The sequence below is a fragment of the Streptosporangium brasiliense genome (assembly GCF_030811595.1).
Taxonomy (GTDB): Bacteria; Actinomycetota; Actinomycetes; order Streptosporangiales; family Streptosporangiaceae; genus Streptosporangium; species Streptosporangium brasiliense.
Genome location: NZ_JAUSRB010000002.1, coordinates 2,945,597 through 2,959,250, shown reverse-complemented (window position 1 = coordinate 2,959,250; position 13,654 = coordinate 2,945,597). Strand labels below are relative to the sequence as shown.

Here is a 13,654-nt window from a genome sequence, read left to right as displayed (position 1 = left end):
GGTGAGCACCATGACCCGCTCGGAGTTCGACGACATCCGCGCGCACATCGACGCGGAGGCCGATCATCCTGGCGACCTGCTCAGGGTCGCCAGGTCTCTGCTGAGCGACCTTGAAGACGCACGGATGCGCGAGGCGACCCTCCGCGCTCATTACCTGCGTCTCCTTACCGCGGCCCGGGCGACCGCCGCCGCCGAGGCGGCCGGCTACCCGGAGCCGCTGACCTTCCTCACCGACGAGCTGGCCAAGCGCGGCCAGCTCCCGGCGGGCGAGGAGGAGGTGCATCGGATCTTGGCCGACGCGCGGACCGCGGCCGCGCTCCTGGCCTGCCTGGAGCAGGCCTCCGCCCCGCCGGCCGGGAAGGGGCCGCGTGTCCGCAGGTGCGCGGGCACGAGCCGCCCTCTCCCCCGATGAGGTGTTCCACGTCATTGACCTGGCCTTGAAGCAAGGTCTGTAAGACTTCGGGCATGTGGCAGCGGAGACTGAACTGGGCTGCGACGGCCCTCGTGGGCGTCTTCGGCGTTCTGTGGGCCGGCGTCGTGACGTTCGCCGCCCTGGACACGTCGATGTGGTTGCGGATCGGGCAGGTCGTCTTCGGGGCCTTCCTCGTGAGCTGGTCCCTGCACAAGACGAGCCTGCTGCTGCGCCGTACCGGGGCCGGGGACACGGCGGCGGGGGACACGGCGCGGCACCGCCGGGCCAGGGCCTGACGGTCAGGAACCGGTCCGGAAGGAGCACAGTTCGTCGGCGACCTCCTGGCACGGAGCGCCGAGATCGAACTGGCTCAGGAGGAAGACCGCCTCACCGGTGTCGATCTCCAGAACCCCGGTGCGCGAGGCGAAGCGGGTCCGCGTGTCCACGCGGATCCGCTCGACCGCGCTCCACGGCACCCGCTGCAGACCGGCGAAACCCCTGACCACGACCAGTCCCTCGCCGTCGGCGCTGAGCCGTACCGGGGCCAGGACGTCGCGCAGGGCCAGCATGGCCATCATCAGGGTCGCCGCGCCCGCCAGGATCATCCCGCGCGGGTCACCGATGCTCAGTACGGTGGCCACCGCGAAGGCCAGGGCGGCGACCGCCTTCAGGACGAGGAGATCGCGGCGTACGCGCCAGCGCAGAACCGGTCCGGACATGTCATCCACACTGGCACGTTAACCGCTCAGCCCTTGGGCACGTACGGCGGCGCCACACCCCAGCCCCAGTGCGGCACCGGGGCGTGGGCGAACGGAGTCGCGCCCGGCTGGGAGTTGGCGAACGCCAGGCGGGTCCCCCACTCGATGTAGCCGAGGAAGGCCGCGCGGAACTCCGGATCCGCGGGGAGTTCGACCTCGTCCGCGGCGTCCAGGAGGAGGTTCACCCAGCGGCGGCGCTGCGGTTCGGTGATGCCCTTGCCGATGTGCTGGGAGAGCATGTGGGGGTATCCCCCGCGCTCACGCGTGTAGCGATCGGGGCCGCCGAAGACCTCGCCGAGCCACATCGCCACATACCTGGGGTGGCCGGGGTCCATGTGCGCGAAGAGCGGCCCGATGAGATCGTCCTTCTTCACGTGGCCGTAGAAGACCTCGGTGAGCCGCTCGAACGCCTCGGCCCCGCCGGCCCAGTCGTAGAGCGTCGGCGTCGCGGCCCCCTGGCCCCGGATGCCGGTGGGCGCGTAGTGGCGCATCTCCTCGATGTCGGAGACGTAGGGCCGGATCTCCGCGAAGAAGGCCGCGAAGTCCGGACCGCCCCGGAACCCCTGGAGGTGGTCCTCCGCGGAGGTCCAGGTGATCCGCAGGATGTAGCAGGCGGGCTCGTCCACGCATCGGGTGAGCTCGTAGTCCACGCACTGAGGGGCGTTGGCGAGCGGTACGGCGGCGCGCCGGTAGGCGGCCTCGAACTCCGCCGACCGCTCATCGGGGACGCGGTAGCGGATGTATTCGACGATCATTGGTCACCTTCCAACCAGATGTAACCGATGAGTCGATGTAATCATGTAATTGATCACCTGCGCACCCTGTCCGGCCAAGAAGGCCGAGAAACAGGGCTGCGGCGTGCTCCGGGAGCGAGAAACGACGAAGGCCCCGGTCTCTGGGAGACCGGGGCCTTCTTTCAGTAGCGGGGACAGGATTTGAACCTGCGACCTCTGGGTTATGAGCCCAGCGAGCTACCGAGCTGCTCCACCCCGCGTCGGTATGTTTAGAGACTACCGGGCCTCGGCACCGGAGAGCAAATCAACGGCAGGAGACGGAGATCCGCATCTACGACAGAAGGCCCGGATCTCAGAGAGATCCGGGCCTTCCACATCAGTAGCGGGGACAGGATTTGAACCTGCGACCTCTGGGTTATGAGCCCAGCGAGCTACCGAGCTGCTCCACCCCGCGTCGGTGTGTCTAAAGACTACCCGGCTTTGGCGGTGGACGCGAATCAGACGGCTCGCTGTGCTCGGAGACCCCCTATGGGCTGGGCGAGGACGTCGGCGTCGCCGACGGCGTGGGAGTGCCGGAAGGGGCCGGGGTCGGGGTCTGCGAGGGGGCCGGGGTGGCCGTGGGGACCACCCCCTTCAGCTTCTCCAGCGCCTTCGCCAGCTCCTGCTGCGCCGCGCCGTACGCCGTCCAGTCCGGCGGGTTCTTCGCCAGGGCCTCCTGCGCCTTGTCGTACGCCTGCTGCGCCTCGCTGATCGCCTGGTTCAGCGTGGTGCTCGGCTGGGAGGGCAGCTCCGGCTTGGTGGTGTCCGGCTTGGCCGGCTGGGCGCCCTCTCCGAAGACCTGCTTCAGAGCGCCTTCCAGGGTGTCGGCGAAGCCGACCCGGTCACCGTAGGAGACCAGGACCCGGCGGAGGATCGGATAGGGCTCCTGGCCGGAGGAGGCGGCGGTCTCCACGTAGACCGGCTCGATGTAGACCAGACCGCCGGCGAATGGCAGGGTCAGCAGGTTGCCGTAGCGGACCTTCGCCCCGCCGATGCCGAGCAGGTTGAGCTCGCCGGAGAACTTGTTCTGGAAGTTGTTCTGCACCTGGCCGGGGCCGGGGATGGTTGTGTTGGAGGGCATCCGCAGGATGCGGAGCTTGCCGTAGTCGTCTCCCGGGGTGGCGTCCACGGACATGAACGCGGCCAGGTTGGGCCCCTGGCGCGGCACGAACGTGGTGGTCAGGGAGAACGTCGGGTCCGTCGTGTCGGGCATCTTGACCGACAGGTAGTACGGCGGCTGCTTGACGTCACGCTCGCCCGAGGACGGGTCGTTCGGGACGTTCCAGAAGTCCTGGCCGCTGTAGAAGGCGCTCGGGTCCTGGATGTGATAGCGGGACAGCACGTCGCGCTGGACCTTGAACAGCGCCTCCGGGTAGCGCAGGTGCTGCTTGAGGCTCTCCGACACCGCGTCCTTCGGCTTGATGATGCCGGGGAAGGCCTTGCGCCAGGTCCGCAGGATCGGGTCCTGCTCGTCCCAGGCGTACAGCGTGACCGTGCCGTCGTAGGCGTCCACCGTGGCCTTGACCGAGTTGCGCATGTAGTTGATCTGGTCGCGCGGCTGCGGCACCACCAGGCGCGGGTCGGTGACCGTGTCCCGCGTCATCGCCTCCAGGCTCCTGCTGTCGGAGTAGGGGTAGGAGTTGGAGGTGGTGTAGGCGTCGGCGATCCAGACCACCCTGCCGTCGACGATGGCCGGGTAGGGGTTGTCGTCCAGGCTCAGGAACGGCGCCACCTTGGCGATGCGCTCCTGCGGGTTGCGCACGTAGAGGATCTTGGACTTGTCGTTGATGTCGCTCGACAGCAGCAGGTTCTTCTCACCGTATTTGGCCGCGTACAGCACGCGGTTGAAGAACGAGCCGACCGGGACGCCGCCCTTGCCGGTGTAGGTGGTGTTCTGCTGGCCGGTGCCGCTGCTCAGCGGGTAGTCGAGCTCCTGCTTCTTGTCGCCGCCCACGATGACGTATTCCGGCGCGCTCGGGGACTCGCCGAAGTAGACGCGCGACTCCTTCAGGCCCGTCCGCTCGACCAGCGGGCCGGTCACCGGCATGTCCTTGGCGTCGAAGTTGGGCAGGCCCTGCGAGTCGACCTCGTTGCCCGGCGCGGCCACGAACCCGTAGCCGTGGGTGTAGACCAGGTGCCGGTTGATCCAGTTGTCCTGCTCACGCGGCGGGCCGGTGAGCTCCCGCACCGCCACCACGGTGTCGCGCATCTTGCCGGAGGCGTCCGGGTAGCGGTCGACGTCGAGCGGGTCGTGGAAGTCGTAGTAACCGCGGATACGCTGCTTCTGCTGATAGGTCTTGGCGACCAGATTGGGGTCGAGCAGCCGCACGCCGGAGATCGAGCTGTCGGTGGTGACGTTCACCTTCGAGGCGTCACCCTGCGCCGTGTAGTCGATGACGTCGGTCTTGTCGACACCGTAGGCCTTCCTGGTGGCGACGATGTTGCGCTCGATGTAGGCCTTCTCCTTGTCCTGCTGGTTCGGCTTGACCTGGAACTGCTCGACCAGGGCCGGGTAGACCCCGCCGATCAGGATGGCCGACAGCACCAGCAGGCCGAAGGAGACGCCGGGCAGCATGCCGCCGGGCCGTACGACTCCGGCGAAGAAGAGGGCGGCGCAGATCAGGGCGATGATCGCCAGGATGGTCTTGGCGGGCAGCACCGCGTTGACGTCGGTGTAGGACGCGCCGTAGGCGAAGCCCCGGTCGGAGAAGACCAGGCCGTAGCGGTCGACCCAGTAGGCGACGGCCTTCAGCAGCACGAACACGCCCAGCAGCACCGACAGGTGGACCCGGGCGGCCCGGGAGGCGTGCACCCCCGGCGACTGGAGCCGGAACCCGCCGTAGAGGTAGTGCACGATCGCCGCCATGACGGCCGACAGCACCACCGCGGTGAACAGGAAGTTCAGCACCATCCGCAGGAACGGGTAGGTGAACATGAAGAACGACACGTCCATGCCGAACAGCGCGTCGTTCTCGTTGAACGGCGTGGCGTTGATGTATTCCAGCCAGGTCTTCCACTGGTTGGAGAACGACGATCCGGCGAACAGCGCGAGCACGGCGGCGCCGATCAGGAAGATCAGCTTGCGGTGCGGGTCGAGGGCCATCCGGTAGCGGTCGGCGCCGCTGGCGCCGCCGAACATCCCCGGGCCGAACATCGGCCGCATCCGGTAGGCCAGCAGCATGTTGCCGCCCACCAGGCCGACCATCAGCACGGCGCCCACGATGAAGAGCAGGATCTGCGTGACGATCACGCCGGAGAAGACCGCCGTGTAGTCCACCGAGTCGTACCAGAGGTAGTCGGTGAAGATGCCGGCGAACAAGAAGAACAACGCAACGAGCGCGACGATGGCGATCGCGACAGGAAGCAGCAGTCGTGGCCGGCGGGGCAAGCGCATTGCCCTACCGGCTCCGGGGGTCCGGAAGCTCAAGGCCAACCCCTTGTCGTAAGAGCACGGTCCGTGTTTGGAAACCTACACCGGCGGGGGTTCCGTCGTGCTCAGCCGCTTGGCCACGGTCCGGCCACAACCCCCACAGGTCTCGGATTCACCACTGTCAACGCACGGGAGGCCGGATCAGTGCCCGGGGCAGGATCGGCGTGCGCGTGCGCGTGCGCCCGTCCCGCCGCCGACCGCTCCCGGCGGCTCGGCGCGGTGCCGGAGCCGGAGCCGGGTCAGCCCGCCGGACAGCCCGGCGTGATGCCGGAGCCGGGCCGGGTCAGCTCGCCGGACAGCTCGGCGCGGTGCCGGAGCCGGTGCGGACCACGTCGATCGCCTGGACCGCGTCGTGGAGCGTCTCGACCCTCATCAGCCTCAGGCCGTCGGGGACGGCCTTCATCGCCTCGGCGCAGTTGTCGGCGGGGGTGAGGAAGACCGTGGCCCCGGCCTTACGGGCGCCCACCATCTTCTGCTGGATGCCGCCGATCGGGCCGACCCTGCCCTCCGGGGTGATCGTCCCGGTCCCGGCGATCGCCTTGCCTCCGGTCATCGGCCCCGGGGTGAGCTTGTCCATGATGCCGAGGGAGAACATCATCCCCGCACTCGGCCCGCCCACGTCGCCGACGTTGATCTTCACCTTGAAGGGGAACTTGTATCTGATCTGCATCGTGATGCCCACGATGGGCGTGCCGTCCTCGGCCGCGGCGGTCGGGACGGTCACGGTGGTGCTCTGGTCGGCGCGGTTGACGGTGAAGTTGACCTTCTCACCGGCCTTGTGCTTGCGGACGGCGGCGGAGACGGTCTCGCGGTCCGCCGCGGGCACCCCGTCGACCGAGACGATCTCGTCGCCGGTCTTGAACTTCCCGTCGGCCGGCAGGCCCTTCTGGATGGAGGCCACGCTCACGACCGAGGTGTAGGGGATCTTCAACTCGGTCAGCGCGGCCGCGGTCGCGTCGTCCTGGGAGTTGGTCATCTCCTGGCTGTTCTGCTGCTCGACCTCTTCGGCCGTGCTCGTCGGCGGGAAGATCGTCTCTTCCGGCACGACCGCGACGGTCGGGTCGACCCAGCCCCTGAGTGCGCTGAACAGGTCGATCCTGTTGCCCGGCCCGCCCTGGTAGGCCACGGTGACGAGGCTGAGCTTGCCGGAGGTGGGGTAGGTCGGGCGCCCCTCGATGCTGATCACCGGCTTGCCCTTGACGTCTCCGATGGTGTTCTCGGTCGGTCCGGGACTCAGGACGACGTAAGGGACCGGCAGCAGGGCGCCGACGACGCCGAGCATGAGCGTGAGGAAGCCGGCCACCATCAGGGTCAGCGCTCGTCGGGACATAGGAGGAAGCCTATGCCGTGTTACCGGGCAGACAGGTGCACGTACGCGCCGCCATGTTCCGGATCGTACGGCTTGCGCCCGATCTCACTCGCAGGCCCCGACCCATTCGGCCGAGCCGTCCACGAAAAGCTGGTTCTTCCAGATCGGCACCTCGCTCTTGAGGTCGTCGATCAGCCGCCGGGAGGCCGCGAACGCCTCGGCGCGGTGGGGGCAGGCGACCGCCACGATGACCGCGATGTCGCCGAGTTCGAGGTCGCCGACCCGGTGCACCGCGGCCAGCGCGGTCACCGGGAAGTCGGCGGCGACCTTCTCGGCCACCCGGCGCAGCTCGCTCTCGGCGCTGGGGTGCGCCGAGTAGGACAGCCGCGTGACCGGCTTGCCGTGGTCCTGGTCGCGCACCGTGCCGATGAAGATCGTCGTGCCGCCCGCGGCGTGGTCGCCGACGGCGGAGTAAACCTCGTCGACGGAGAGCGCGCTGTCGCGGATACCCAGCAACCGGATGACTTCCACACCGCAGAGCCTACCGTCCCGGAAAGCTGCCCCCCAGGCCCAACCGGCGAGCGCCCGACCGACAGCCCCAGCCGGCAGCGCTCAACCGGCAAATGCACGACCGGCATGCTCAACCGGCGGCCCCGACCCGCAGCGCTCGACCGGCAGGCGCCCGACCGGCCGCCCCGCCCCGGCCGCTCTCACCGCCCCGGGACGGGTCCCGGGGCGCGGGCCGTGCTCGCCGGGCTCAGACCCGGCGCTTCTTGCGAGCGGCGCGGACGATCGCGGCGGTGCCGAGGACCGCGACGGTCGCGCCGGCGGCGGTGAGCGTCGCCTCCTTGCCGGACAGGCGGCGTCCGACGACCGTGTGCCGGCCCTCGCGCAGCTCCAGGAGCTGCGCGAAGGCGGCCTCGTTGCTCCACAGCGGTTTCCAGCCGGCCGTCCGCAGCGCGGCGCAGTCGACCACCCACGGGTAGACGACGTAGTGCAGGTCGGTGGCCGGGGCCGGGGTGACGCCCAGCCGGTGCAGGCGCTGGGCGGTGCCGAAGGTCAGCCCGGCGGGCAGCTCGAAGCGGCGCAGGCCGGAGAGCTCCTCCACCTGGTCCTGCTCCAGCCAGCCGTCGCTGCCCACGGCCACCACCCCGGATACCGCGCCGAGCGCGGCCATCTCCAGCGCCGCGACCAGGTCGTCGATGTGGCAGAACTGCCAGCGGGGGCTGCACCCCTTGACGCTGAGCAGCCTGGGCGACTCGAAGTGACGGGTGACCACGCTGTCGACGCCCGGGCCGACCACGGCGGCGGGCCGCAGGACGGTCACCTCAAGCCCGGGATGGCTGCGCAGCGAGCGCCGGACCAGTGCCTCGATCTCCAGATGGTCGCCGACCATGCCGGTGTCGGGTTCGGCGGCCACCGGGGAGTCCTCGGGCAGCGGGACGGGGTTGTCCGGCGCCGCGCCGTACACCATGGCGCTGGTGACCAGCACGACGCGGCGCACCCGGGCGGCGGCGCTGGCGGTGAGCACCGTCTGGGCCGCGCGCAGGTTGTAGGCGCGTCGCTCTCCGGAGTCGGCGTCGAGCGCGTAGTCACCACCCAGGTGGACGAGCACGTCTATGTCAGAGATCCGGTTCGCCAAGAGCGGATCTCGGACGTCGAGCACCCGCCAGGTGACGTCGGGCACGTCGCCGCGCTGCTCGTCGATGGCCACGACTCGGCGGAAATCCGCAGACGAGGCGACCTTCGCGAGGAATGCGCGGCCGATTCCCGAGGCCGCGCCGGTGACGGCGACGACCGGGGGCCGGAGGCGTTTCGAGGTAGGCACCATGTCCTCACTTTGCACTGACCCGCCATGCGACGGATAACGTGGCGGATGTGGACTCCTCCATCCTGCACGAGGTAGAGCTGTGACTGACTTGCCAGGTCGGGAAAACGACCCCAACGAGAATCCGTTCGCCATGTTCGGCGACCCGGAGCAGATCGCAGCGGCCATGCGCCAGTTCGCCGACATGCTCTCCGCGCCACCGAGCTCCGGTCCCGTCAACTGGGACATGGCGAAGAACATCGCCCGGCACGTCGTGGCCGCCGAGGGCGACCCGAGTGTCATGGAAGGCGAGCGGCGCCAGATCGTGGACGCCCTCAACCTCGCCGACCTGTGGCTGAACGAGGCGACGGCGCTCCCCAGCGGGGTGAGCAACCCGCAGGCGTGGAGCCGGTCGGAGTGGATCGAGAAGACCGTCCCCGTCTGGCGGCAGCTCTGCGACCCGATCGCGGCGCGCATGGTCGAGACCATGAGCGGCACCCTCGGCGCCGCCGGTCTGCCCGCCGAGGCCCAGGCCATGGCCGGGCCGCTGATGGGCATGATGAAGCAGATGGGCGGCATGATGGTCGGCCAGCAGATCGGCCAGGCCATCGGCTCGCTCGCCCGCGAGGTGATCGGCTCCTCCGACATCGGCCTGCCGCTGTCGGACAACGCCGCCCTGCTGCCCGGCGGCATCGCCGCCTTCAGCCAGGGGCTGGAGACGCCCGCCGAGGAGATCCGGCTCTATCTGGCCCTGCGCGAGGCGGCCCACCACCGGCTGTTCCAGCACGTGCCGTGGCTGCGCGCGCACCTGCTCGGCGCCGTGGAGGAGTACGCCAGGGGCATCACGGTGGACGTGTCCGCCCTTGAGGAGCAGCTCCGCGGCCTCGACATCAACAACCCCGAGCAGCTCCAGCAGGCACTGAGCGGCGGCAACCTGCTCAAGCCCGAGGAGACCGACCGGCAGAAGGCCGCCCTGGCCCGGCTGGAGACCATGCTCGCCCTGGTCGAGGGCTGGGTCGGCACGGTCGTCGACGGCGCCGCCGACGGCAAGCTGCCCTCCTCGGCCGCGCTGGCGGAGACCGTACGGCGCCGCAGGGCGACCGGTGGTCCCGCCGAGCAGACCTTCGCCACGCTCGTCGGCCTTGAGCTGCGCCCCCGCCGCCTGCGTGAGGCGGCGGCCCTGTGGCAGGCGCTGGAGGCCGACCGCGGCGTCGACGGCCGCGACGCGGTCTGGAACCACCCCGACCTGATGCCCACCGCCGACGATCTCGACAATCCCGAGCGCTTCGTCCGGGGAGAGCCCGAGTTCGACCTGTCCGGCCTGGAGGCGTCCCTGCGGGAGCCCCGCGCCGAGGACGGCGAGGGCGGCGAGGACGACAGGGGCGAGGGCAAGGGCGACCCCGCGTGAGCCTGCGCGCGCACGCGCAGGACGTGCTCACGGCGTGGGCCGCGCCGACGGCGCAGGAGGAGCTCCTGCGCAAGGAGTTCCTGGGGCACGTGCACGCCCACGAGGACGCGATGTGGCGCGAGTGCGTGCCTGGTCACCTGACGGCCACGACCGCGGTGCTCTCCCACGACGGCGAGCGGGTGCTGCTCACGCTGCACCCCAAGGCCGGGATGTGGCTGCCCATGGGCGGTCACTGCGAGCGCGGCGACGCCTCGCTGGAGGCCGTGGCGCTGCGGGAGGCCACCGAGGAGTCCGGCATCCCCGGTCTGCGGCTGCTGCCGGGGCCGCTCGCCCTCGACCGGCACCGGGTCTGGTGCCACCCGCCGCACAGCCACCACCTGGACGTGGAGTACGGCGCGGTCGCCCCGGCCGACGTCGAGGCCGTGATCAGCGACGAGTCGCTCGACCTGAGGTGGTTCCCGGTGGACGGGATCCCCGAGCTCTCCGACGAGGCGACCCGCCGGCTGGCGCGCCGCGCGCGGGAAGTCCTGCGCTCCCTCTGACGCCCTCGCCGCCCCTGAGCGCTGTTTTACGCTCCGCTCACACCCCCCTGGATATCGTCCCGCTCACGGGGCGTGACGAGCGGAGCGTGGCGACGTGAGCGTTGACACAACCGGCCGGGGCGTGGGCGGCGCGATCGTGACGCCCGCGCGGCGGCGCCGACGGATCCCCAGAGCCCTCGCCTGGGCGGTGGTCGTGCCGTTCGCCGCCTGGGCCGTGGCCCGGGTCGCCGGGCTGGAGCGGGGATCGCTGGCCACCCAGCTCATGACCGGCACTCCGTACGTGGCGGCGGGCTCGCTCGTCCCCGTGCTGCTGGCCGCGCTGGCCCGGGGCCGCGCGGCCGCGGTCGTCGCGCTGGTCACCGCCGCGGCGCTCGGCCTCAGCGTCCTGCCGCGGGCCGTCGGCTCCGCGGAGGGCGGCTCCGGGACGCCGCTGCGGGTGCTGACCCTCAACATGTTGTTCGGCGGCGCCGACCCCGCGACCGTGATGGACCTGGTCCGGCGGTTGAGACCGGATGTGCTGAGCACCCAGGAGCTGACTCCGGAGATGGTCGGCAAGCTCGACGCGGCCGGTCTGCGGGAGCTCCTGCCGCACCGCCTGCTGGCCGCGGACGAGGGCGCGCGCGGCAGCGGCCTGTACGCCAGATATCCGCTGACCCCGCTGGAGAACCTGTTCCGGCCGATCGGGCACAACATGCCCGCCGCCGCGATCACCCTTCCCGGCGTCAAGCCCGTCGAGCTCGTCGACGTGCATCCTTACGCGCCGCTGGGTGAGGACGTGCGGGAGTGGGAGGCGGCGCTGGAGGCCCTTCCCCCGGCCGTCCCCGACAGGGTCCGCGTCCTCGCCGGCGACTTCAACGCCAGCCTCGACCACGCCGCCCTGCGCCGTCTGCTGAGCCGGGGATACGCGGACTCGGCCGACCGGGTCGGTCAGGGGCTGAGGCCCACCTGGCCCGCCAACAGGCGCCTCCCGCCGCTCATCACCATCGATCACGTGATGGTGGACCAGCGGGTGAAGGTGGCCGGGGTCAGCGTCCACACCGTCCCCGGCACCGACCATCGGGCCGTCTTCGCCGACCTGCGCCTGCCCGGGCCGTGACCCGGCTCACACCGACAGCAGCGCCCTGGTGCTGTCCCAGCCCTCGAGGCCGGGGTCCAGCCTCGCGAGGTCGCCGGGGGCGCGCAGGCGGTGCCAGCCGGGCCCGGTGGCGACCGTCCGCGGGCCGGGCGCGGCCGCGCGCAGCGCCTTGACCGGGTCGTGGTCGTCGAACCCGGCGGCGGCCCAGTCGGGGTAGGGCAGATGGGCGGCTATCGCCACGGCGCCGCCGTCGGCGGCCGGGCAGAGGGCCACCTTGGCCCGGCCGAGCGCGCGGAAGAGCTTGCCGATCAGCAGTGGGGGCAGGTCGGGGGCGTCGCCGCTCAGCAGGACCGCCTGCCCGCCGTACGGCAGCGCCTCGAAGGCGGCCCGGACCAGGGCCTCTCCGGACAGGTCGGGGATCTCGACGACCGGGGTCCCCGGCCAGACGATCTCCTCCATCCCCGGGACGCTCGTCACCAGGACCGGCGAGACATGGTCGAGCCCGGCGGCGATCTCATAGGCGTCTTCGGCCACGGCCATCAGGAAGTCGGCGGGGTCGACCCCCGGCGGGGCCGCTCGCGCGATCGAGGGCGTGACGACGACCGCCACCACCCGCTCTCCGGTCAACACTCCTCCGCGGCGCCGTTGGCCGCCATGGAGAACCCCTCAAGGAATCCTCGTGCCCGCTCGGCTTTGGGATAGTGTTCCACCAGCGCCCAGAACCGGGGGCCGTGGCTGGGCACCAGCAGGTGCACGAGCTCATGCATGATCACATAATCGACCACCCACGAGGGCATGCCCCGCAGTCGCGTGGAGAGCCTGATGGTGCCGTGGTCGGGGGTGCACGAGCCCCAGCGGTGCTGCTGATTGTCCACCCATCGCACGCTTGACGGGTTGGCCCGGCCGTCGAGATAACGCGCCGACAGCTCGCTGGCCCGCTCGAGCAGGTCGTCGTCCGAGGGGCGTCTTCGCTGCTCCTTGGCCGCGAGCCGGTCGAGCATCCGCCGTACCCATTGCTCTTCATCGGTGCTGCTCAATCCGGCGGGGAGCAGCACGATCGTTTTCTCGCCGTCGCGGTACGCGGAAACCGTCCGCCGGCGACGAGAACTTCGACGGACCTCGACTGTCTCGGGGGGCACATATGAACGGTAGCCGAGAATGACGAATTCACACCAGAGGGCAGAACACGTTCTGGCTGGTCAATCCCCGTTCGTCGATTGTTCAGCGAGACCGATCGGTTATGGCTGCGACTTATCTAATTAACCTGGATATCGCCTGTCTCAGGAGTTGCCGAATCGCGGGGCCCGCCGTTCTCTGTGCGCCGCCAGCCCTTCAAGCATGTCGGCTGAGGCCATCGTGACCGGTTGGGCGAGGGATTCCCAGCGCAGCGCGGCGTCGAGGTCGGCGTGCCCGCCGCCCGCGAGGGCGACCTTGGTGAGCCGGGTGGCGATGGGCGCGTTCGCGGCGGTCCTGGACGCGATCTCCAGCACCTCCGCCGTCAGGGACTCGCGAGGGAAGGCCCTGGTGACCAGTCCGGCCGCCGCCGCCTCGGCGCCCAGCAGCACCCGCCCGGTCAGCAGCATCTCCCTGGCGACCCACACCCCGGCGACCCGGGGCAGCAGGTAGGTCGCCGCCATTCCGGGATGCAGGCCGAGCGAGGTGAAGGGGACGGCGAGCCTGGCGTCATCGGCGGCGTAGACCAGGTCGCAGGCGAGGGCGGCGCACAGCCCCGCCCCGATGGCGGCGCCGTTGACCGCGGCGATGGTCGGCACCTCCAGGTCCGCGATCGCCAGCCAGGTGCGGTAGAAGCCGAGCATCCGGTCGCGCAGGTCGGGCACGCTCTCGACGCCGCGCTCGGCGAGCCAGGACAGGTCTCCCCCGGAGCAGAACGCGCTCCCGGCCCCGGTGACGACCACGCACCGCACGTCCCGGTCACGGCGGAGTGCGGCGATCTCCTGCCGCCACCGCTCGGTCATCCCGTCGGTCATCGAATTGCGCCGGTCCGGGCGGTTGAGGGTGAGCACCACGACGCCGTCGTCCCGCCGGTCGACCAAGAGCTCGTCCATGCCGGGGAGCGTAATGCACGGAAGTCGTCCACAGGCGGTGCGGGAGTTATCCACAGGCGGCGGGAAACCCGCCC

Annotated in this window: 14 protein-coding genes and 2 tRNA genes; 5 read left to right on the top strand and 11 right to left on the bottom strand. The window is 70.6% G+C overall.

Annotation, left to right across the window (positions count from 1 at the left end):
- Positions 1-10 precede the first annotated feature (10 nt).
- Positions 11-412, top strand: a complete 402-nt coding sequence (locus J2S55_RS22385; protein WP_306864329.1) for a hypothetical protein — start codon at positions 11-13, stop codon at positions 410-412.
- Positions 413-465: 53 nt separating this feature from the next.
- A complete protein-coding gene (locus J2S55_RS22380) occupies positions 466-708 on the top strand; it encodes a hypothetical protein (RefSeq protein ID WP_306864327.1) in 243 nt (80 codons plus the stop codon).
- Between the two features lie 3 nt (positions 709-711).
- On the opposite strand, the gene J2S55_RS22375 is transcribed toward J2S55_RS22380, so the two are convergent.
- The 8 genes from J2S55_RS22375 to J2S55_RS22340 all read right to left on the bottom strand — a co-directional run bounded on the left by J2S55_RS22375 (position 712) and on the right by J2S55_RS22340 (position 8,513).
- Complete coding sequence (locus J2S55_RS22375) at positions 712-1,131, bottom strand: PH domain-containing protein (RefSeq protein ID WP_306864324.1); 420 nt, start codon at positions 1,129-1,131, stop codon at positions 712-714.
- 26 nt (positions 1,132-1,157) lie between these two features.
- A complete protein-coding gene (locus J2S55_RS22370; RefSeq protein WP_306864321.1) occupies positions 1,158-1,925 on the bottom strand; it encodes a group II truncated hemoglobin in 768 nt (255 codons plus the stop codon).
- A 165-nt stretch (positions 1,926-2,090) separates the two neighbouring features.
- Positions 2,091-2,164, bottom strand: a tRNA-Met gene (locus J2S55_RS22365).
- 120 nt (positions 2,165-2,284) lie between these two features.
- A tRNA-Met gene (locus tag J2S55_RS22360) sits at positions 2,285-2,358 on the bottom strand.
- 72 nt (positions 2,359-2,430) lie between these two features.
- On the bottom strand, positions 2,431-5,337 hold the full coding sequence (locus J2S55_RS22355; RefSeq protein WP_306864319.1) for a UPF0182 family protein: 2,907 nt from the start codon (positions 5,335-5,337) through the stop codon (positions 2,431-2,433).
- A gap of 319 nt (positions 5,338-5,656) precedes the next feature.
- The gene (locus tag J2S55_RS22350; protein ID WP_306864314.1) at positions 5,657-6,703 is read right to left on the bottom strand and encodes a YlbL family protein; all 1,047 of its coding nucleotides are present in this window, start codon (positions 6,701-6,703) and stop codon (positions 5,657-5,659) included.
- Between the two features lie 84 nt (positions 6,704-6,787).
- The gene (locus J2S55_RS22345; protein WP_306864311.1) at positions 6,788-7,213 is read right to left on the bottom strand and encodes a molybdenum cofactor biosynthesis protein MoaE; all 426 of its coding nucleotides are present in this window, start codon (positions 7,211-7,213) and stop codon (positions 6,788-6,790) included.
- A gap of 226 nt (positions 7,214-7,439) precedes the next feature.
- Positions 7,440-8,513, bottom strand: a complete 1,074-nt coding sequence (locus J2S55_RS22340; RefSeq protein ID WP_306864308.1) for an NAD-dependent epimerase/dehydratase family protein — start codon at positions 8,511-8,513, stop codon at positions 7,440-7,442.
- 79 nt (positions 8,514-8,592) lie between these two features.
- Between J2S55_RS22340 and J2S55_RS22335 the strand changes: the two genes are divergently transcribed.
- The 3 genes from J2S55_RS22335 (at position 8,593) to J2S55_RS22325 (ending at position 11,535) form a co-directional block, all read left to right on the top strand.
- Positions 8,593-9,897: a zinc-dependent metalloprotease gene (locus tag J2S55_RS22335; protein WP_306864305.1), complete on the top strand. Its 1,305-nt coding sequence runs from the start codon at positions 8,593-8,595 to the stop codon at positions 9,895-9,897.
- A complete protein-coding gene (locus J2S55_RS22330; protein WP_306864303.1) occupies positions 9,894-10,439 on the top strand; it encodes an NUDIX hydrolase in 546 nt (181 codons plus the stop codon). The genes J2S55_RS22335 and J2S55_RS22330 overlap by 4 nt, the downstream gene beginning before the upstream one ends.
- A gap of 94 nt (positions 10,440-10,533) precedes the next feature.
- Positions 10,534-11,535 (top strand): endonuclease/exonuclease/phosphatase family protein, encoded by a 1,002-nt coding sequence (locus tag J2S55_RS22325; RefSeq protein ID WP_306864300.1) that lies wholly within the window; start codon positions 10,534-10,536, stop codon positions 11,533-11,535.
- 6 nt (positions 11,536-11,541) lie between these two features.
- Here the strand turns inward: J2S55_RS22325 and J2S55_RS22320 are convergent, their stop codons facing one another.
- The 3 genes from J2S55_RS22320 to J2S55_RS22310 all read right to left on the bottom strand — a co-directional run bounded on the left by J2S55_RS22320 (position 11,542) and on the right by J2S55_RS22310 (position 13,580).
- Entirely contained in the window at positions 11,542-12,141 is a 600-nt protein-coding gene (locus tag J2S55_RS22320) for a DUF2064 domain-containing protein (RefSeq protein ID WP_306864297.1), read from the bottom strand.
- Positions 12,138-12,653 carry a M48 metallopeptidase family protein gene (locus J2S55_RS22315; protein ID WP_306864294.1) on the bottom strand — a complete coding sequence of 172 codons (516 nt, stop codon included), beginning with the start codon at positions 12,651-12,653 and terminating at the stop codon, positions 12,138-12,140. The genes J2S55_RS22320 and J2S55_RS22315 overlap by 4 nt, the downstream gene beginning before the upstream one ends.
- A 141-nt stretch (positions 12,654-12,794) precedes the next feature.
- Positions 12,795-13,580 (bottom strand): enoyl-CoA hydratase/isomerase family protein, encoded by a 786-nt coding sequence (locus J2S55_RS22310; protein ID WP_306864291.1) that lies wholly within the window; start codon positions 13,578-13,580, stop codon positions 12,795-12,797.
- Positions 13,581-13,654: the final 74 nt, after the last annotated feature.

What these genes read in the sequence shown, in the direction of transcription:
- J2S55_RS22385 (WP_306864329.1), top strand. Translation starts at nt 11, where the DNA reads ATGACCCGCTCGGAGTTCGACGACATCCGCGCGCACATCGACGCGGAG.
- J2S55_RS22380 (WP_306864327.1), top strand. Translation starts at nt 466, where the DNA reads ATGTGGCAGCGGAGACTGAACTGGGCTGCGACGGCCCTCGTGGGCGTC.
- J2S55_RS22375 (WP_306864324.1), bottom strand. Translation starts at nt 1,131, where the DNA reads ATGTCCGGACCGGTTCTGCGCTGGCGCGTACGCCGCGATCTCCTCGTC.
- J2S55_RS22370 (WP_306864321.1), bottom strand. Translation starts at nt 1,925, where the DNA reads ATGATCGTCGAATACATCCGCTACCGCGTCCCCGATGAGCGGTCGGCG.
- J2S55_RS22355 (WP_306864319.1), bottom strand. Translation starts at nt 5,337, where the DNA reads ATGCGCTTGCCCCGCCGGCCACGACTGCTGCTTCCTGTCGCGATCGCC.
- J2S55_RS22350 (WP_306864314.1), bottom strand. Translation starts at nt 6,703, where the DNA reads ATGTCCCGACGAGCGCTGACCCTGATGGTGGCCGGCTTCCTCACGCTC.
- J2S55_RS22340 (WP_306864308.1), bottom strand. Translation starts at nt 8,513, where the DNA reads ATGGTGCCTACCTCGAAACGCCTCCGGCCCCCGGTCGTCGCCGTCACC.
- J2S55_RS22310 (WP_306864291.1), bottom strand. Translation starts at nt 13,580, where the DNA reads ATGGACGAGCTCTTGGTCGACCGGCGGGACGACGGCGTCGTGGTGCTC.